At 44.6% G+C, this 19907-nt stretch carries 16 protein-coding genes; 15 read left to right on the forward strand and 1 reads right to left on the reverse strand.

Features of this window, described 5'->3' with window-relative positions:
- The first annotated feature begins 274 nt into the window (after positions 1 to 274).
- The 8 genes from M2387_RS13885 (at position 275) to M2387_RS13920 (ending at position 11656) form a co-directional block, all read left to right on the forward strand.
- A complete protein-coding gene (locus M2387_RS13885) occupies positions 275 to 1270 on the forward strand; it encodes a LacI family DNA-binding transcriptional regulator (RefSeq protein ID WP_259050218.1) in 996 nt (331 codons plus the stop codon).
- Positions 1271 to 1384: 114 nt separating this feature from the next.
- Positions 1385 to 3508: an alpha-galactosidase gene (locus M2387_RS13890; RefSeq protein WP_259050219.1), complete on the forward strand. Its 2124-nt coding sequence runs from the start codon at positions 1385 to 1387 to the stop codon at positions 3506 to 3508.
- A gap of 41 nt (positions 3509 to 3549) precedes the next feature.
- Positions 3550 to 4809, forward strand: coding sequence for an MFS transporter (locus tag M2387_RS13895; protein WP_259050220.1), 1260 nt, complete (start codon positions 3550 to 3552; stop codon positions 4807 to 4809).
- A gap of 690 nt (positions 4810 to 5499) precedes the next feature.
- Complete coding sequence (aguB, locus tag M2387_RS13900) at positions 5500 to 6411, forward strand: N-carbamoylputrescine amidase (protein ID WP_259050222.1); 912 nt, start codon at positions 5500 to 5502, stop codon at positions 6409 to 6411.
- Position 6412: 1 nt separating this feature from the next.
- Entirely contained in the window at positions 6413 to 7513 is a 1101-nt protein-coding gene (gene aguA / locus M2387_RS13905) for an agmatine deiminase (protein WP_259050225.1), read from the forward strand.
- A gap of 198 nt (positions 7514 to 7711) precedes the next feature.
- The gene (gene potE / locus M2387_RS13910; protein ID WP_259050226.1) at positions 7712 to 9100 is read left to right on the forward strand and encodes a putrescine-ornithine antiporter; all 1389 of its coding nucleotides are present in this window, start codon (positions 7712 to 7714) and stop codon (positions 9098 to 9100) included.
- Between the two features lie 71 nt (positions 9101 to 9171).
- Positions 9172 to 10443: a phosphatidylserine decarboxylase family protein gene (locus M2387_RS13915; protein ID WP_259050232.1), complete on the forward strand. Its 1272-nt coding sequence runs from the start codon at positions 9172 to 9174 to the stop codon at positions 10441 to 10443.
- A gap of 193 nt (positions 10444 to 10636) precedes the next feature.
- A complete protein-coding gene (locus tag M2387_RS13920; protein WP_259050233.1) occupies positions 10637 to 11656 on the forward strand; it encodes a FomA family porin-like outer membrane protein in 1020 nt (339 codons plus the stop codon).
- A gap of 73 nt (positions 11657 to 11729) precedes the next feature.
- On the opposite strand, the gene M2387_RS13925 is transcribed toward M2387_RS13920, so the two are convergent.
- Positions 11730 to 12506, reverse strand: a complete 777-nt coding sequence (locus M2387_RS13925) for an IclR family transcriptional regulator (RefSeq protein WP_259050234.1) — start codon at positions 12504 to 12506, stop codon at positions 11730 to 11732.
- A gap of 312 nt (positions 12507 to 12818) precedes the next feature.
- Here M2387_RS13925 and M2387_RS13930 point away from each other — a divergent pair, with 312 nt between their 5' ends.
- The 7 genes from M2387_RS13930 to M2387_RS13960 all read left to right on the forward strand — a co-directional run bounded on the left by M2387_RS13930 (position 12819) and on the right by M2387_RS13960 (position 19772).
- Positions 12819 to 13841, forward strand: coding sequence for a 2-dehydro-3-deoxygalactonokinase (locus tag M2387_RS13930; RefSeq protein WP_259050237.1), 1023 nt, complete (start codon positions 12819 to 12821; stop codon positions 13839 to 13841).
- Positions 13842 to 14459 (forward strand): 2-dehydro-3-deoxy-6-phosphogalactonate aldolase, encoded by a 618-nt coding sequence (locus M2387_RS13935; protein WP_259050238.1) that lies wholly within the window; start codon positions 13842 to 13844, stop codon positions 14457 to 14459. It abuts the gene before it with no gap.
- On the forward strand, positions 14456 to 15604 hold the full coding sequence (dgoD, locus tag M2387_RS13940) for a galactonate dehydratase (RefSeq protein ID WP_259050240.1): 1149 nt from the start codon (positions 14456 to 14458) through the stop codon (positions 15602 to 15604). Before M2387_RS13935 ends, dgoD begins: the two co-directional genes overlap by 4 nt.
- A 72-nt stretch (positions 15605 to 15676) precedes the next feature.
- Positions 15677 to 16708 carry a TRAP transporter substrate-binding protein gene (locus M2387_RS13945; protein WP_259050241.1) on the forward strand — a complete coding sequence of 344 codons (1032 nt, stop codon included), beginning with the start codon at positions 15677 to 15679 and terminating at the stop codon, positions 16706 to 16708.
- 83 nt (positions 16709 to 16791) lie between these two features.
- Positions 16792 to 17352, forward strand: a complete 561-nt coding sequence (locus M2387_RS13950; protein WP_259050242.1) for a TRAP transporter small permease — start codon at positions 16792 to 16794, stop codon at positions 17350 to 17352.
- Positions 17353 to 17377: 25 nt separating this feature from the next.
- A complete protein-coding gene (locus M2387_RS13955) occupies positions 17378 to 18658 on the forward strand; it encodes a TRAP transporter large permease (RefSeq protein ID WP_259050245.1) in 1281 nt (426 codons plus the stop codon).
- A gap of 67 nt (positions 18659 to 18725) precedes the next feature.
- Positions 18726 to 19772: a zinc-binding dehydrogenase gene (locus M2387_RS13960; RefSeq protein ID WP_259050246.1), complete on the forward strand. Its 1047-nt coding sequence runs from the start codon at positions 18726 to 18728 to the stop codon at positions 19770 to 19772.
- Positions 19773 to 19907: the final 135 nt, after the last annotated feature.

A 19907-nucleotide genomic window follows, 5' to 3' on the forward strand; every position in this document is an offset into this window, starting at 1 on the left:
CCAATAGCGTGGATACTCATATTATTGAATACCAGTTTATTTATAAAGAAAAATCGAGCACCCTCTTCAGCCAGTTTTGTCGTTAACCCTCCCAGCCAGGCAATCACCCTGTCGGTTAAGCAAACATCTGGGATTAATACACCAGGAACAAGCAACAAATCAGGATATGCTTCACTGGTCAGAGGATAACAATGCTATGATCGTTCAAGCTTAACCCTGTTGATGACTGGCGGGAAAATATCGCCCGCGCACTTTATCGTAGACTCGGAAAATTATGTCACTGAAAGCGATTGCTAAAGAACTTGGGATCTCGGTTACCACGGTCAGCCGTGCGCTGAACGGCTATGATGATGTTTCATTGGAGACTCGAACACGCGTTGAGGAAGAAGCCCAGCGTCGTGGATACCGTCCCAATACTCTGGCCCGTCGTCTTAAAATGGGCAAAATAGATGCCGTTGGATTAGTTTTTCCTGCAAGTTCTTCTTCGCTCGTCAGCCGCGTTTTTTTTGATATGGTGGCTGAAATCAGTCACGAGCTAGCACGCTATGACATTGATTTGTTATTAATTTCTGACGACGAGCATGCTGGCAGAAACAGTTATATGCGCCTGGTACAGAGCCGCCGGGTCGATGCCCTGATTGTTGCCCATACTCTGGATGACGACCCGCGTCTGGTACAGTTACTCTCTTCTGGCTTCCCCTTTCTTGCCCTGGGTCGCAGCCGCCTGCCGCAACCTTACGCCTGGTTTGATTTCGATAATCAGGCCGGAGCATTGACGGCAACACGCTATTTGATTAACCAGGGTCACCACAAGATTGCGCTACTGGGGGAAAATAATAATCAGGCCTTTATCATTCAGCGTCGAAATGGTTATCTGCAAGCGCTAAACGAGGCCGGATTAGACAACCACTGGCTGCGAAATATACCGGCAACTCGCCGCGCCGGATACCAGGCGACTCTGGAACTTCTACAATTGCCAGACCCGCCAACCGCCATTCTTACCGACTGTAATATGCACGGAGACGGTGCCGCGATGGCATTATCACTGCAAGGACGTCTGACGGGTGATAATCGTGTCTCTCTGGTGGTTTACGACGGTTTACCCCAGGACAGCATCATTGACACTCAAGTTGGCGCCGTTATTCAATCGACCCGTCAGGGGGTTGGCCGCCAGATAGCCAGTATGGTTCGGCAATTAATTGCTGGCGACGATCCTGCTTCTCTTCAGGTGCTCTGGCAACCTGAATTTATCCCCGGTGAAACTGCCTGATTAACGCCTTTTAAAGCTAATTATCTGAACTCGATCACGCATCCGAAACGTTTTGGATGACAACCGAAACGTTTCGGATCAACAGTAAGGCATACCTTGTTGTGGAGATGTCTAATGTCTGATTCGATTTTATACCTACAAAGCCCCCTGACTGATGTCGTGATCAAAACCCATCCATTTGCGGAAATTATCTACTGGGGACCGCATTTAAACCATTTTTCCCCGCAGGATGTGGCCAGCCTTGCTCGCCCGGTTGCCAATGGTCGTTTGGATGTCGATTCCCCAGTCACTTTAATGGCTGAGCTGGGCCACGGCTTATTCGGATCGCCCGGTATTGAAGGCCATCGCCAGGGACTGGATGCCTCCCCCATTTTTACCACCACCGGTGTCGTTGTTAACGGACAACATGCCACCATTACCAGCGAAGACAGCCTGGCAGGCCTGCGACTCTGTAGTGAAATTCAGCTCGACAGTAGCGGCGTACTCAGCATTCGTCATGGTTTAACTAACCTGCGCGCACAACCCTGGCAGGTTGATCGTCTGGCTATAACGATTCCGGTCGCCGAACGCGCCCGGGAAGTGATGGCCTTCCATGGTCGCTGGATCCGGGAATTCCAGCCCCATCGTCTGACTCTCGAACATGACAGTATTGTGCTGGAAAACCGACGGGGCCGTACTTCCCACGAACATTTCCCGGCAATGATTACCGGGAGTAAAGCCTTTAGTGAGATGCAAGGTGAAGTATGGGGAGTGCATCTGGGCTGGAGTGGTAACCATCGTTTACGCGCAGAAGCCAAAACGGATGGCCGCCGCTATTTGCAGGCGGAAGCACTCTACCTTCCGGGAGAGATAGAACTGGCGGAAGGCGAAACACTCTGGACACCAAGTCTGTTTGCCAGCTATTCGGCAACAGGGCTCAACGGTATGAGCCAGCAGTTCCACCGTTATCTGCGCGAAAACATCATTCGTTTCCCGGATAACAAACCTCGCCCGGTGCACCTCAATACCTGGGAAGGGATCTACTTTGACCATGATCCGCAATATATCATGCGTATGGCAAATGAAGCCGCCGGGCTCGGTGTAGAACGCTTCATCATTGATGATGGTTGGTTTAAAGGACGTAATGATGACTGGGCGGCCCTGGGTGACTGGTATCTTGATGAGAAAAAATACCCCGATGGTCTGACGCCGGTTATCAGTCATGTGAAATCTCTGGGTATGGAATTTGGTATCTGGGTAGAGCCGGAAATGATTAATCCGGACTCCGATTTGTACCGCGCACACCCGGATTGGGTACTGGCGTTACCGGACTATCCCCTGATTTCAGGGCGCCATCAGTTAGTATTGAACCTCAATATCCCGGAAGCTTTCGATTATCTGTTAGAGAGAATGAGCTGGCTGTTGGGCGAACATGCTGTGGACTACGTTAAGTGGGATATGAACCGCGAACTGGTTCAGCCAGGACATCAGGGCAAAGCAGCAGCCGATGCCCAGACTCATCAGTTCTATCGCCTGCTGGATACTCTGGTCGCCCGTTTCCCACAGATTGAATTTGAGTCTTGTGCCTCTGGCGGCGGGCGTATCGACTATGAAGTACTAAAACGCAGTCATCGTTTCTGGGCATCAGATAATAATGATGCGCTGGAACGCAGCACTATCCAGCGTGGTATGAGCTATTTTTTCCCGCCAGAAGTCATGGGGGCACATATTGGCAACCGTCACTGCCATGCGACTTTTCGCCAGCACAGTATCGCCTTCCGTGGTCTGACCGCACTATTTGGTCATATGGGCCTCGAGCTCGATCCTGTCACTTCCGATGAAAAAGAACGAGCAGGCTACCGTAAATACACCACACTGCATAAACAATGGCGCGATGTTATTCACCATGGCGTGCAATGGCGTCTTGATATGCCCGATACCACCACGCTTGCACAGGGTATTGTGAGCCGTGATAAGAGCCAGGCCATTTTCCTTGTCAGTCAGCTAGCAATGCCAGATTACACCTTAATGATGCCTCTGCAGGTTGCCGGGCTGGATCCCAACGCACGCTATCAAGTGACGCTGCTTGACCATCCGAATATACAAATTACCGGAGAAGGTGGCCATACGATGCGTAAGCTTCCTGAATGGATGATAACGCCGCAGACCATGAGCGGCGAGTGGTTACAACAGGCAGGTCTGGTGTTGCCTGTTCTCGATCCGGAAAGTGCCATTTTAATTGGCCTGCAACGCGTGTAATTGTTACGGACCGCCAGTCGGTCCACTTTAAGGAATACACAATGAACCAGACTGCTGTTAATCATAAAAATAACCCTAACTTCTGGATTTTCGGGCTATTCTTCTTCCTTTACTTCTTTATTATGGCCACCTGTTTTCCGTTCCTGCCAATCTGGCTTTCAGATGTTATCGGCCTGAATAAAACCGAAACCGGCATCGTTTTCTCCTCCCTTTCACTCTTTGCCATCTGCTTTCAGCCTGTTCTTGGCATCGTTTCAGATAAACTGGGACTGAAGAAAAATCTGATGTGGATAGTGACGATTTTACTGGTCTTTATCGCCCCCTTCTTCCTCTATGTTTTTGCACCACTCCTGAAAATAAATATCTGGCTGGGTGCCTTGAGCGGTGGAGCTTATATCGGGTTTGTTTTCTCTGCCGGGGCCGGTGCAATGGAAGCCTATATTGAACGAGTCGGCCGTCATTCCGGATTTGAGTATGGTAAGGCGCGTACCTTTGGCTGCCTTGGCTGGGCGTTATGTGCCACCACCGCGGGGATCTTATTTAGCGTAAATCCAGAATGGGTATTCTGGATGGGCTCCTGTGCTGCTTTACTACTTGTGGTACTTGTAGCTATAGCCAAACCGCAAGCCAGCCAGACTGCTCAAGTTATGGGACAACTGGGAGCCAACCGTCCAGCGGTTGATTTAAAAACGGCATTACGTTTATTCCGCCAGCGAAAAATGTGGATGTTCATTATCTATGTGGTCGGTGTCGCTTGTGTATATGACGTTTTCGATCAGCAGTTTGCCACTTTCTTCAAATCGTTCTTTACCACCTCAGAATCAGGAACCCGTGCCTTTGGTTATGCGACGACTGCCGGAGAAATTTGCAACGCGATTATTATGTTCTGCTCGCCGTGGATTATTAATCGCATTGGGGCAAAGAACACGCTGTTGATTGCCGGAATGATTATGGCAACCAGAATGATAGGCTCAGCATTTGCGACCACAGCGATGGAAGTCGTTGCGCTCAAAATGTTGCATGCGCTGGAAGTTCCCTTCTTGCTGGTGGGCGCGTTTAAGTACATTACTGGTGTATTTGATGTTCGGCTATCAGCGACAATTTATCTGGTTGGCTTCCAGTTTTCGAAACAGGTAGCCGCCATTTTCCTGTCCGCTTTTGCAGGTAACATGTATGACCGGATTGGCTTCCAGGAGACCTATATGATACTTGGCGGGATTGCACTCACAGTGACGTTAATATCCGCATTTACTTTGTCCGGACGGTCTATTTTTAATAATAACAAACCGATAACAGTGTAATAAATCGACGAGTACTCAAAGCGGGAGTGGTAATCCAGATTTGTACGGATATAACTCCCCGCTAAATAATACACGTCATATTTAGCCTGAGCGGGTATAAAGATACGCTTTGAAATTAATCAATTATATAGATAACCATAAATAGCCATTGAATTAGCGGGCCCTTGAGAGTATAAAATAATTCATGCCGTCATAACATTGAAAAATATGTTCTGTTTAGGATTCGTTTATTTTGGTTTGATGCAATAAATGATTGATATTTACTCGCTTACTCATCACTACAATTATTGATAATGATAAAGAGATTCATTTTAATTTTAGTTACCAACAACACGATGATTATTAATCTTATCCATTTCAATATGTTACAAAAGCAACGATGAATTAAACATCTATCGGTCACAGTAAATCCCGCCCCCCCATAATACGTCCTCGATCATTTGCTTGATATTAAATACAAAAATAATTAAATCAGACAATTACAAGTTTTCATTAACAAAACAGATTAAATACTCACATTTATTTTACGCGTTATAATGATATATTTTATTCAATAAATTCAGGCTAATAAAATATATTTAAAAATAGTTCATTGCGCATATTAAAATGCTGAACTAGGCTCATTGTCAGATAAAACTCAAATTGAATAAACACTATCATTTGCTCTATTAAAAATGACACGGGGGTACTATGAAAAGAATTGTGACTGTCGCCGCTACGCAGATGCATTGCAGCTGGGATATTGAGGAAAATATCGCACGGGCCGATAAACTTGTTCGTGAAGCTCATGCCAAAGGAGCAAATGTTATTTTGCTTCAAGAGTTATTTATGGCGCCTTATTTCTGTATCGATCAGGACATGAGACATTTGACCCTGGCACAGTCAGCAGATGATAGCCCACTCATCAGACATTTTCAGGCATTAGCAAAAGAACTGAATGTTGTTCTGCCGTTATCATTTTTTGAGAAAGCCAATAACGCCTATTTTAACGCACTGGCCATGATTGATGCAGATGGGAAAGTATTAGGTTATTACCGTAAAACACATATCCCAAATGACTTTGGTTACCAGGAAAAACAATATTTTACCCCTGGCGATACCGGATTTCAGGTCTGGGATACCCAATTCGGCAGAATCGGGGTGGGAATCTGCTGGGATCAATGGTTCCCGGAAACACAACGCTCTCTGGCTCTGATGGGCGCTGAGCTGATTTTCCATCCAACCGCCATCGGCAGTGAACCAGGCGAAGGTGTTGAACACTACGATAGTCAGCCTCACTGGACTCATGTCCAATGCGGTGCTGCCGGTGCCAACCTGGTTCCGGTGATCGCCTCCAACCGTATAGGTACCGAGGAAAGTAAATTCACCAAAGGTCTGAATATGACCTTCTATGGCAGCTCATTTATTGCCGACCAAACCGGTACGCTGGTTGCTCAGGCAGATAAAGTTTCAGAGGGTGTGCTGGTTCACTCCTTTGATCTTGATGCCATTAAAGAGCAAAGAGACTGGTGGTGTGTATTCCGCGATCGTCGCCCGGAAATGTACAACATTCTGTTAACTGCTGATGGTAAACATCCTTTCCGTGTTACTGGAGAAAAATAAGATGAACTCAACAACCCTGTCTTCTCGTCCCGGAAATGATGGCTTCTGGATGCCAGCCGAATGGAAATCTCATGAAGCAGTCTGGATGTTATGGCCGTACCGTAACGATAACTGGCGTGAAGATGCCAGACCTGCACAGAAAAACTATGCTGCCGTTGCCGAGGCAATTAGTGTAGCCACACCGGTATTTATTGGTGTTCCGCATGCCCATCTTGATCAGGCAAAACGCATTTTACCCTCAACGGTGACTATCGTTCCGATGGAAAGTGACGATGCCTGGATCCGCGACTGTGGCCCGACAATTGTGATTAATGAAAAAGGCGAACGTCGCGGCGTGGACTGGATTTTCACCGCATGGGGTGGCGTCAAAGGCGGTTTGTATAATCCATGGGATCAGGACGAGCAAGTTGCACCCCAGGTTCTCGCACATCATGGTTTTAAACGTTATCAGGCTCCGCTGGTGGTAGAGGGTGGTGGTATTCACGTCGATGGTGACGGTACCTGTATCGCGACTGAGGAAGTACACCTTAATCCTGACCGTAACCCGGCCCTGACAAAACAGCAGATTGAAGATTACTTAAGAGATTATCTGAATATCGATAAAGTTATCTGGCTGCCTTATGGTGTCTTTGAAGATGAAACCTCCGGTCATATCGATAATATGTGCTGCTTTACGGCTCCGGGTGAACTGGTACTGACCTGGACTGATGATGAAACAGATCCGCAGTACAGCCGTTCGAAAAAAGCGCTCGAAGTTCTTGAAAATGAAACCGATGCCAGAGGAAGAAAATTACTGGTACGTAAACTTCCTCAACCAGGTCCGCTTTATATTACTGAAGAAGAAGCCAGCTCTATTCAGCCAAGTCCGGGGATGAACCGCGCAGCAGGTCAACGTCTGGCAGGCTCTTACGTTAATTACCTGGTAACCAATGGTCGAGTAATATTTCCACAGTTTGATCCTAAAACAGATGCTCAGGCAATCGCCGTAATTCAGGAGGCATTTCCTGACCATAAGATTGTCGGCGTTAACAGCCGGGAAATTCTATTAGGTGGCGGTAATATTCATTGTATTACCCAGCAGATACCGAGCGGTAGAATCTGAACAACACCATGATAATTAATTAACATATAAAATAAAAAAAATTAATCTATGCCATGCGGTTTGATAAAGCTGAGTAAACTCTACATCTGGATTATTTATATCAGTGATTTTCAATCGTCATAAAGACGTTGCATATTCATTTATGCACGCATGGCTCTTCTTAATATTTATATTATCAATTATCTTGAAGAGGATAATATGGCAATCTCCCAGAAACATAAGATGGGCACATTGCAGCTCACTATCATTACCGTGGTTAACATGATAGGGTCCGGCATTATTATGCTTCCATCTCAGCTCGCGGGTGTAGGTAACATTACCATTTTCTCATGGATTTTAACCTCTATGGGTGCAATGGCGTTAGCCTATGGTTTTGCGAAATGTGGCAGATACAGTAAAAATATAGGTGGCATGGGGGGATATGCTCAATACTCCTTCGGCCGCTCGGGAAATATGCTGGCAAACTATACCTATGCGATAGCTATTGTTATTGCTAACGTCGGTGTCGCTATTTCCGCAGTGGGTTATTTCTGTAAATTCTTTGAAATTGAAATCGGTGGCATTGCAACCGCACTCTGGACCATGTTGTTTATCTGGCTGACAACTCTACCTAACTTCTGGAGTTCTAATATTACCGGACGTATCGGCTCCGTGACCGTATGGGGCGTTATTATTCCGGTTGTCGGTATTATTATTTTCGGCTGGTTCTGGTTTGAAAGTGATATCTATGTTGCCGGATGGAACCCGCATAATCTTGGCTTCTTTGATGCTTTACCGCAGGCTCTGGCACTGACTATGTGGGCATTCTTAGGTCTTGAGTCAGCGAGTGCTAACTCCGATGCCGTAGAAAATCCAGAAAAAGCGGTACCCATCGCAGTACTGGCTGGCACGCTGTTTACAGCCGTTATTTATATTCTGTCTACCGCAGTGATTGGTGGAATGATCCCTTACCAGGAACTGGCAAATTCATCAGCACCATTTGGCCTGGTTTACACCCATATGTTTGGCAGTTTCACGGGTAAAACTATTGAACTGTTAATGTGTATCGCCTGCCTGGGTTCATTACTTACCTGGCAGTTCACCACCGGTCAGGTATTCAAATCCTGCGCTGATGTCGGTTATTTCTATAAAATATTTGGCAAAATAACTAAGCGTGGCGCACCGGTTATTGGCATGATCATCATCTGTATCATCCAGTCCATATTCTTATTGATGTCTGTTACGCCAAGCTTTAGCCATGAATTTAATGTCATCGTTGATTTCTCCGTCGTCATTGATTTGATTCCTTATATTCTGTCAATGTCCGCTTGTTCAACAATCATTAAATCGTCCGATGAATACAAACAAGGAAAAATTAGTCACTCTAAACTTGTCATGATTGGTGTTATTTGCTTCCTTGCAAATGCCTATACATTCTATGCCATCTACAGTTCAGGTAGCGAAGCGCTGGTATATGGTTCACTGGTGACATTTGCAGGTTGGGTAATCTTTGGACGCTACACATCCAGCCAGTTAAATACAAATCAGGCAAATGATGTGAGTAAACCAATAACAACAGAAAAACAAGAGCAACCGGTACAGCCTTAGCTGTAATGGAATAATCTGACTCATTTTTACGATAAACAGTAAATAATAAATTTAATATTCAGAGGTCTATCATGAGCACACAATTAAAACCTTGCGACAAAACCTTTACCATCGGCAAATGGATGCCATCAGATCAAAAAACCCTGACTGAATGGCTATTACGTATTATGTCAAAAGCAGAGAAAAGTAATGAGCCTCTGCTACCGAGCATTGAAAATTTCAAAAACTTTATTGAATCCGATCCGAAAGCATATATGTTTTTTAATCAAATGTTTGATCAGGTCGCAAGAGATAAGCCGCAGTCGCCGGGTGGACTGCCACAAGTTCGTGACTATCATCATATGCTACAGATGATGAATGTGATTATGACCCATGCTCCTGACTTCGACGAAACCGGATTAGTCGGCTGCCCGTTTAATGCTATTTTTGACTGGTCAATGGCGACTGAAGGCGGCTGGGCAGGATTTTTAGACGACAAAGTGAATGTACATTTAAAAGCTATCTTGAATGAATGGTCTAAGTTCCTGCGCTCCCCAGAAAGTGCTTATGTATTGAGTGATGACCCTAAAAAAGGCTGGTTCGGCAGTGATGCTTTAAAAGCCATGCCAACCTTCGTACAGGACTTCCAGTGCGAACCCGAATTGCCACACTATGGATTTAACTCCTGGGATGACTTCTTTACTCGCCAGTTGCGTGAAGGTGCTCGCCCGATTGCAGAACCTGATAACGATGCAATTATCACTAATGCCTGTGAATCTGCCCCGTATCGTATTGCGAAAAATATCCAGCTACGCGACAAATTCTGGATTAAAGCTCAACCCTATGCGCTGCAATTTATGATGGATAACGATCCCTTTGTTCCTCAGTTTGTAGGCGGAACCATTTACCAGGCATTTCTGAGCGCACTCAGCTACCACCGCTGGCATTCACCGGTATCTGGACGCATTGTCAAAACACGCATGATTGATGGTACCTATTATTCTCAGTCTCTTGCCGCAGGCCGTGATGCCGCAGGCCCTGACCTTTCCCAGGCTTACATTGCAGAGATTGCAACGCGCGGCCTGATATTTATTGAAGCAGATAACCCGGATATCGGCTTAATGTGTGTGATGGCTATTGGTATGGCAGAAGTTTCAACCTGCGAAATTACTGCTTTTGAAGGCCAGCACGTTAAAAAAGGCGATCAGTTAGGTATGTTCCATTTCGGCGGCTCAACTCACTGCCTGTTCTTTGGACCACAGGTCAATATCGAATTTGATTTGCATGGCCAGGAGCCGGGACATAATAGTCATAATATCCCGATTAATTCACAAATAGCTAAAGTCACTCCAAGAATAAAATAGAAACTATTACGTACCATGGTATTAAGATAGTTTTAGTGTAACAGGCAACACCACTATAAAACGGCATAGTGGTGTTGCTCATTTATCATTAATCACTCCAGACTTAATATTTACTTTATTTATGACAACTCAACCTTTTATTTATAAAAACACAGCCAGCACCTCGACCAATAATAACCAACGGTAACAGCCAATGAAAATCTCAAACATTCTATTACCTCTATTATTATTAAGTAGCTATGCTATTCAAGCTGAAGAATTCACCCCGAATGGAACTATCGGTTTCACTCAAACATTCTACGGTAATTCAGGTGGATACAAAACATCCACGTCACATCCATCGTTATTGCTGGATTACAACTTCAGCCCTGAGATTAACTTTCAGCTAGTCTGGGACAGAACATGGAATATGTACCATTATGATGGCGGAGATAAACAGCAAGATAATCGTTTAAGTCAGCCGAAAGGCACTCTTAGCTATAATTATGGTCAGCTTGGACAGTCTCAAATTAACTGGTCATCATCCGTTGCCTTTGAAAATCAAAATAGCTTTAACTCTAATCAGAACTACTCAACATTGAGTACAGCTTTTGATTTTTCATCTTATATTCCTGATGCGAGTTTTATAAAAGCAACTCAGTTTGCCATTTCACCGATGTATATTTATGGCTGGGAATCAAAATATGATTCAGGTCATGTCAACACAGCGGCTGTAGGCCTATTGACTAACTGGCAACTACCAGAAAACTTTTCATTTACCTTGAATGGTTATGCTTTCAGAGACTGGTATGACGGTTCAATGCAAGTCAGCGGCGATGATAGCAGCTACAGCAATGTCAATTATTTCATGGTGATGGCATGGTTAAACTATACCAATACACTCTATAACTTCAATGACCAGACGGCTCTTACCTTTAATTTCATTGGTGGATTTGACCCGTATATTTCATCAGGTCACAAAGGAAGCTGGGATCCCTACCTTGCTGGCGATCAGATGTATGAGTGGCTTGGCCCAACCGTGATGAACGGTAACTACAGCAGCACTTACACGCTTTTTGCATTACCGCAATTAAACTTAAATTATCAATATGACAAACACCTTCAGTTATCCTCTTTTATACAGGTTAAATATTCTAACCAAGTCTGGGGAAGTACTGAAAAGGACTGGCGCTTGCAGCCACAGGTGGGTGTTGGCGTAACTTACGGTTTTTGATTGATAAATCAAAAACTAATCAGAAACAGAGATGATGCTGGAGTTATCTTCAGCATCATTCCCGTTAAACCGATCAGAATTTTTTATTCAGGTCTATATAGCCCATCTGCCGGGAGATAGTGGTACAAATACTCTGTAAATTCGCTATCACCATTTCTAGTTTATTTTTCATTCGATAGGTTGGCCCTGCAACACTGATTGCACCAACAATTTTGCCGGTATAATTGAAAACCGGTCGAGCCACACAGGTCAGCCCCTCCTCGTTCTCTTCGTTATCAAATGAATAGCCATCAACACGAATTTTAGCCAGCGTATTATAGAGTTCAATTCGGTCAACAATTGAGTTTTCGGTTATCTTTTCCAGCGGCTGACTTAATACTCTGTCGATTTCATCGAGTGGCTGATGGGCCAGTAACGCCTTACCAATACCGGTACAATAAGCAGGCATACGGCTTCCCAGACGCGCATTGGTCTGAATCGACATATTCCCTTCGCTTTTATACAGATAAATAACATATCCGTGATTATAAACGCCCAGGAAGCACGTTTCGTTTGTCACTCCTGAGAGATTTTTTAGATATGGAATAGAAACATCAACAAGGTTGATGTTCAGCAACCCTTTGATGCCGAGCTCAAGCGCTTTAATGTCCAGCAGGTAACGTTCGCTCATCTCTTCGTAGGCAACGTACTCGCGATTCCTCAAAGCCTCAAGAATACGGAAGGTGGTGGTCTTCGGTATTTTTGTCAATTTTGCCAGCTCGGCCAGAGAGATTCCTTTTTGCGAATCACTGATCGCTTCAAGGATGGTTAGCGTTTTATCTATATTGGATGAGTTCTCTTTATCTTGCATCTCGCAAACACCCTGAAAAATGGAATACCGTACCATTATAGCATTCAAGATATTAGGCTTGATAGCGAGTTCTTCCTATTCCTGATACTTAAAATATCTCACCTCACCGTAAAAATAACTCAACATACTGATATTTAAGTAACTTATATTAAATCAAAAAAATTAATTTGATTAACATCACAATAACAAATTATGGAACTATGGTTCGTTTTCAAAATCTATATATTGATTATGGAATGTCATTCCGATTTAACGCATGAGTAAAAGCTCACTTTCCAGGTTTAAGCCCGTATCTACATGTAAGGAAGTAGTATGTCTATTGTGACCATTGATTCTGGCACCACCAATACCAGAGCCCGTGTATGGCAAAATGATGTGGTTATTGCACAAGCGTCAGAAGCGATTGGTGTACGAGACACTGCATTGACAGGAAGTACCGAGACCTTGATACGCGGTGTTAAAAATGCGCTTAATCAAGCGTTATCGCAGGCAGGTATAGAACTGGATAGTTCGGTTTTTATCGTTGCATCCGGAATGATCACTTCTAATTTTGGTTTATGTGAAATACCGCATTTAGCCACGCCGGTTGATTCCGGCGATTTAGCGAAGGGAATGGTACAAAAAATCATTCCTGAAATATGCCCTTTCCCTATCTGGTTTATTCCCGGAGTCAAAAACCACGTTTCGCACATTGATATCAGTAATTGCGATGCCATGGATATGATGCGTGGAGAAGAAACAGAAGTTATCGGTGCCATGCATTACTTCAAGCTCAAACAAGAGACCTTGATTATTCTGCCCGGGACACACAGTAAATTTATTGCCGTTAACGAAAACCAGCAGGTAATGGGTTGTGCCAGCACTATGGCTGGTGAATTACTGGCAGTACTGACCAATAACACTATTTTGACGCAATCATTAGGCAATCAGTTTGCCCATCAGCTTGATGAAGAATATTTGCTCCGTGGTGCGGAGTCCTGCAAAAACGTCGGCCTCGCACGTAGCTGTTTTTTAGTGCGTATTCTCTCCATGTTCAGTGAGGCGACAGAAAATCAGGTCGCTAATTATCTGCTCGGTGCTGTGCTCTATTCCGATATTTTAACCATTAAAAATAGCCAGGCGCTGAATATTAGCCCGGATGTCAATGTGGTGGTTTGCGGTAAAAAAATTCTCCGTCAGGCATTAGCCCTACTGATTCAGAATGATGATTTTTTCCAGGGGCAGGTTATTTCCCAGGATGAAGAAGAAGGACAGCCTCTGTCCGGTATCGGCGCAATAACCATTGCCCGGCAAATGTCGCAATTAAATCAGTCTATCCGCGTAGGAGGAATTTAAATGAGCTGGAGCCAGCGTCTGCCATTGATCGCCATTTTACGCGGCATCAAACCGACAGAAATACATCAGCACCTGCCTGCGTTAATTGAGGCCGGTTTTGAGGCAATCGAAATTCCGCTAAATTCACCTGACTGGCAGATCAGTATTCGTGATGCAGTACAGTCTTATTCCAGCAAGGCGTTAATTGGCGCGGGTACCGTACTGGAAGTCAGTCAGGTCGATACCTTAGCTGAGCTCGGCTGCCAGCTTATTGTCACCCCGAATATTAACCCCGATGTTATTAAGCGTGCGGTCAGTTACGGGATGGTAGTTTGCCCCGGATTTGCCACCGCAACTGAAGCTTTTAGCGCAATTGCTGCGGGAGCCAAAAATTTAAAACTGTTCCCCTCTCATTGTTTTGGCCCTGATTACGTACAGGGATTAAAAGCCGTTCTTCCGAAAGAAATTCCGGTGTTCGCTGTCGGTGGAATTACGCCAGATAACCTTCATCAATATATCGCTGCCGGATGTATTGGTGCAGGTTTAGGCGGAGACCTCTATCGGGCAGGACAGACCCCAGAGAAAACGCAACAACAAGCAGAAGCCTTTATCAAAGCCTACCGAGATACGCAAAAATGAAAATTACCAAAATAACGACTTATCGTTTGCCGCCACGCTGGATGTTTTTAAAAATTGAAACTGATGAAGGTATTGTCGGTTGGGGTGAACCGGTGATTGAAGGCAAAGCCAGAACCGTTGAAACCGCTGTCCATGAATTAAGTCATTATATTATTGGTCAGGATCCCGCGAGAATTAATGATATCTGGCAAACGCTTTATCGCGGTGCTTTTTACCGTGGCGGTCCGATTCTGATGAGCGCTATCTCGGGTATTGATCAGGCTCTCTGGGATATTAAAGGTAAAGCATTAGGCGTGCCGGTTTATCAGCTACTGGGCGGTTTAGTCCGGGACCGTATCAAAGCCTATAGCTGGGTTGGTGGCGATCGCCCATCCGATGTAATTAGCAGCATTAATAAGCTGCGTGAAATTGGCTTCGATACCTTTAAGTTAAATGGTTGCGAAGAGATGGCGCTGATTGATAACTCGAAGAAAGTTGATAGCGCCGTGGCGGTCGTTGCTGAAATCCGCGAAGCCTTTGGAAGTGATATTGAATTTGGCCTTGATTTCCACGGCCGTGTTTCTGCACCAATGGCAAAAGTATTAATTAAAGAACTTGAGCCTTACCGCCCACTGTTTATTGAAGAGCCGGTACTGGCAGAACAAGCAGAATACTATCGCGTACTGGCTGATATGACCCATATTCCGATTGCTGCCGGTGAACGTATGTATTCACGTTTTGAGTTTAAACGTGTCTTTGCCGATGGCGGTTTGGCCATTGTACAGCCAGACCTGTCACACGCAGGCGGTATTACCGAGTGCTATAAAATTGCCGCAATGGCCGAGGCTTACGATATAGGTCTCGCTCCTCACTGCCCGTTAGGCCCTATCGCCCTGGCATCTTGTCTGCATGTTGATTTCATTTCGCGCAATGCTGTGCTCCAGGAGCAGAGTATGGGTATCCACTACAACAAAGGAGCGGAATTACTGGATTACGTGATTAATAAAGAAGACTTCGCCATGACCGATGGCCACTTCTATCCGAATAACAAACCAGGATTAGGTGTGGAGATCAATGAAGAATTAGTGATAGAGAAGAGTAAAAATGCGCCTGACTGGCGTAACCCGGTATGGCGCGGCTCTGATGGCGCGGTTGCTGAATGGTAAGATGTAAAATAACAGAAACATAAAGTAGTTCATTGATTTAATTATTTTTTATCCGATTATGAGGAATACCCTATGCATTCTACATTTTTTAAAAACGGTAAAAAACTGATGCTCAGCATGGCAGCCACGCTGATATTGAGTACCAGTGCTCTGGCCGCGCCCTTAGTGGGCAAAATTGGCCATTCCATGCCAACTGAACATCCTCAAACCAAAACGGTAGAAAAATTTGCAAGCCTGGTCAACGACTATACTGATGGCCGTGTAAAAGTTCAGGTTTTCTCCGGTGGCACCCTGGGTGGTGATGAGAAAATGCTGCGGGCAACCCAGGCCGGTACTCAGGAAATGTATTACGGTTCACTGGCCCCTATTTCAGGTCGCGTAAAAGAGTTACAAGCTTTCGATATTCCATTTGTTTTTAATAATATGGAAGAAGTCGATGCGGTTTTCCGCGGGCCAATGGGCGAGCGTATTATTAAGTTGTTAGAGCCACTTAATCTGGTCGGTCTGGTGTGGGTTGAAACCGGATTCCGTAACGTATCCAACAATAAACACCCGATTCATTCTGCTGATGATTTTAAAGGTCTGAAACTACGCGTGATGCAGAATCCTATCGCGCTGGAAACCTTTAAAAATATGGGCGCTAATGCCTTACCAATGGACTTCTCCGAAGTATTTACCGCATTGGAAACCGGTGTTATTGACGGTCAGGAAAACCCACTGATCCATATGTATGCCAACAAAATGCAGGAAGTTCAAAAATACATTACCGTGACTAACCATGTATTTACCCCAAGTATCATCATGGTTTCTAAGCGTTTTATGGATAAAATGACACCTGAAGATCGTGAAGCTGTCCATAAAGCAGCAAAAGAAGCCCAACTGTTCCACCGTGGCGTGATGACTGAAGCTGACAAAAATGTGGTTCAACAATTAACTGACGCTGGCGTCATCGTCGAAACCTTACCTCCGGCAGAAGTCGACAGATTACGTGCAGCGGTAAAACCTGCGGTTGATAAATTTGTTCCAATCATTGGTGAGCAATTTGTCGCTGACTTCTATGGTGAAGTAGATAAAGTCCGCGCCAACGCAAATCAGAAATCCTGAAACCAGCAATAAGGTGTTATTCAGCTAATACCACCTTCAGTATTAACTGACGGTGGTATTCTCAGATATTATGTAGGGAGTATATGATGTTGCGATTTCTAAAGATACTCGAACGTTTTTTCTATAAAGTACTGGATAATATTCTCGTTGCTTGTATGACGATAATGTTTATCCTGTTATCAGCCAATATCTTATTACGCTTTGTCTTCAATGATTCAATAGATGTAGCAGAAGAATTACCACGCTTCTTATTTGTCTGGATTACCTTTATTGGTGCAATCATTGCATTAAAAGAAAACACCCATATCAACGTTAATATTTTGATTGTACGCCTCCCCAAAAATGGCAAGAAAGTATGCTGGTTTTTAAGGCAAGCATTAACTTTCGTCTGTGGCGGTTATATATTGTATGGCACTTACTTACAGCATGAGATTTTATTATATAACTTATCCCCGGTAATGATGATCAGTATGATACTGGTTTATGGTGTCAGCTACGTCTCTGGTTTTATGTTTATGCTGCATTCTCTTATGAATCTTATTCGCTTCTGTACTGGAAAGGTACGCGATGGTGAGCTTGAGCAATCCATGCTCGATAACCCAGAAGAAGATATGGTTAAAAACATTTCCCAACAAAATCAATAATTCAGCAAATTAAGAGATTAAGCGTATGACACTATTAATTTTTGTAGGGATCCTTTTAACCTGTATCATGATAGGTATTCCTATTGCCTTCGCCTTGATGGTAAGCGGTATCTCGTTAATGTTCTGGTTAGGATTTACCGATCCTGAAATTGTTATTCAAAATATGTGGGATGGTGCCAACAACTTCCCTCTGTTAGCCGTACCTTTCTTTATGCTCGCCGGTGAACTGATGAATCACGGTGGCATTACACAAAAAATTATTAATATTGCTCAGGTTTGTGTGGGCCATATTAAAGGTGGTTTAGGTTACGTCGTTATTATTACCGGTCTGGTATTAGGGGCTTTATCCGGTTCTGCTGTTGCCGATACAGCAGCCCTAACCGCGATGTTGCTCCCCCTGATGCGCGAAGCGGGTTATAACCCATACCGGGCAGGTGGATTGATTGGTTCCAGCGGCATTATTGCTGCCGTTCTGCCGCCGTCTATTCCGATGATTCTCTATGGGGTAAGTGGCCAGGTTTCTATTACTAAACTCTTTATGGCGGGTATTGTTCCCGGCATGCTGATGGCGCTGTCATTGATACTGGCGTGGAAATTTTTTGGTGTTAAATCAGAAAACGTCTCGACATCTCCACGCGTGCCAATGAAAAATCGTTTTAAAATTATTGCCGAAGGTGTCTGGGCCCTGATTTTACCGGTTATTATTATTGGTGGTTTAAGATTTGGCGTATTCTCACCTACTGAAGCCGCGGTCGTCGCCGCAGTTTATTCCCTGTTAGTGGGCATGTTTGTCTATAAAAAGATTAAAATCAAAGATCTGTTCCAGCTGATGCTTAACTCAGCGAAAACGACTTCCATCGTTATGTTTTTGGTGTGCGCAGCGTCATTATCTGCGTGGCTGATTACCGCAGCCAATATTCCAAGTCAGTTGATTGATATTTTAGAACCGATAATGCACAACAAGACCTTGCTGCTAATAACCCTGATGGTATTAATCATGATTATTAGTACCGCAATGGATCTGACCCCAACAGTACTGGTCCTGACGCCAATTCTGATCCCTATTTTAAAGACGGCAGGAATTGACCCGGTATACTTTGGCGTTCTGTTTATTATGTGTGTCTCAATAGGATTATTAACACCACCGGTAGGGGCAATATTAAACGTCGTCAGTGGTATCGGAAAGATATCCATCGAAAAACTGATTGTCGGTGTACTACCCTTTATTCTGGCGGAAACCATCGTCTTGTTCCTGCTAGTTCTGTTCCCTGACATCGTCATGGTGCCGTTAAATTGGTTTATGTAGCCTATCCATAGTTAAAGTTGCCTGGGCAGTTCCAGGCAACTCAAATTATTTTGAATTCAGGAAAATAATGATGCAAGAATATACCGGCCGGGCCTGCTATATCAGCGGCACTCAACAACTCAGTGTAGAACCTCTTACTGTACCGGTGGCTGATGATAAGGTCCTGGTAAAAATGACCCGGGGCGGTATCTGTGGGTCTGATATTCACTACTATTATCACGGCGGCGTGGGCGATTTACCGCTACAACACCCGATGATCCTCGGACATGAGGTTGCAGGAAGAGTGGTGAATGCTCCTGCGGGTTCGAAACTCACTCCCGGGCAAAAAATCGTTATTAATCCTTCACTGCCTTGCGAAAAATGCCGTTACTGTCTCGAAGGGCATGAGAATCATTGTAGTGATATGCGCTTCTGGGGCAGCGCGATGCGCAACCCTCATATCCATGGTGGTTTTTCAGACTATTTATCGGTCGATATTAAACGCTGTATTCCCTATAACCCAGAAATTGACGACAAGGTCATGGTATTTGCCGAACCCCTTGCGGTTGCAATCCATAGCGTCAATCTTGCTGGCGGGCTTATCGGTAAACATGTTCTGGTTTCTGGAGCAGGCCCGATAGGTTGTCTGATTATTGCCGTCGCTAAAGCCTGTGGTGCCGAATCCGTGACGGCATTTGATATCAGCGATAAAAGTTGCCAGTTAGCATTAAGTATGGGGGCAGATATTGCCATAAACTCTTCTGATGCAAAGAATGTTGCTCATTTTAAAGCAAATAAGGGCTATTTTGACGTGGCCTTTGACGCTTCAGGGGTACCCGCAGCTATCCAACTGATGATTCAAATAACCCGCCCTACCGGGACATTAATTCAGGTTGGAAATAGCCGTGGTTTTACCGAGATCCCACTGATGGATATCGTTGCTAAAGAGCTGACTCTTAAAGGCTCATTCCGTTTTGGCAAAGAATTCCTCTCCGCGGTTAACTGGCTGGAAAATGGGCGTATCGACCCGCTTCCTTTGCTCAGCGCTGAAATCAATATTGATAATGCGGAAGCTGCCATTCTGCTGGCCGCAGATAAAACACAGTCAGCTAAAGTGCAGCTGACCTTCGACTAAATGAAGCTAATCCGGTAGAATAAATGATCCAGATTATTCTATCGGGTCGTCTGATACAGTAAAGAAGGAAAGTCTATTTTCCTTCTTTTTATTTTATTATCGTGTTAATTAGTGATTAACTTCAGCATGTATAAC

This window comes from Klebsiella sp. BIGb0407, from assembly GCF_024807845.1.
Classification (GTDB): domain Bacteria; phylum Pseudomonadota; class Gammaproteobacteria; order Enterobacterales; family Enterobacteriaceae; genus JGM124.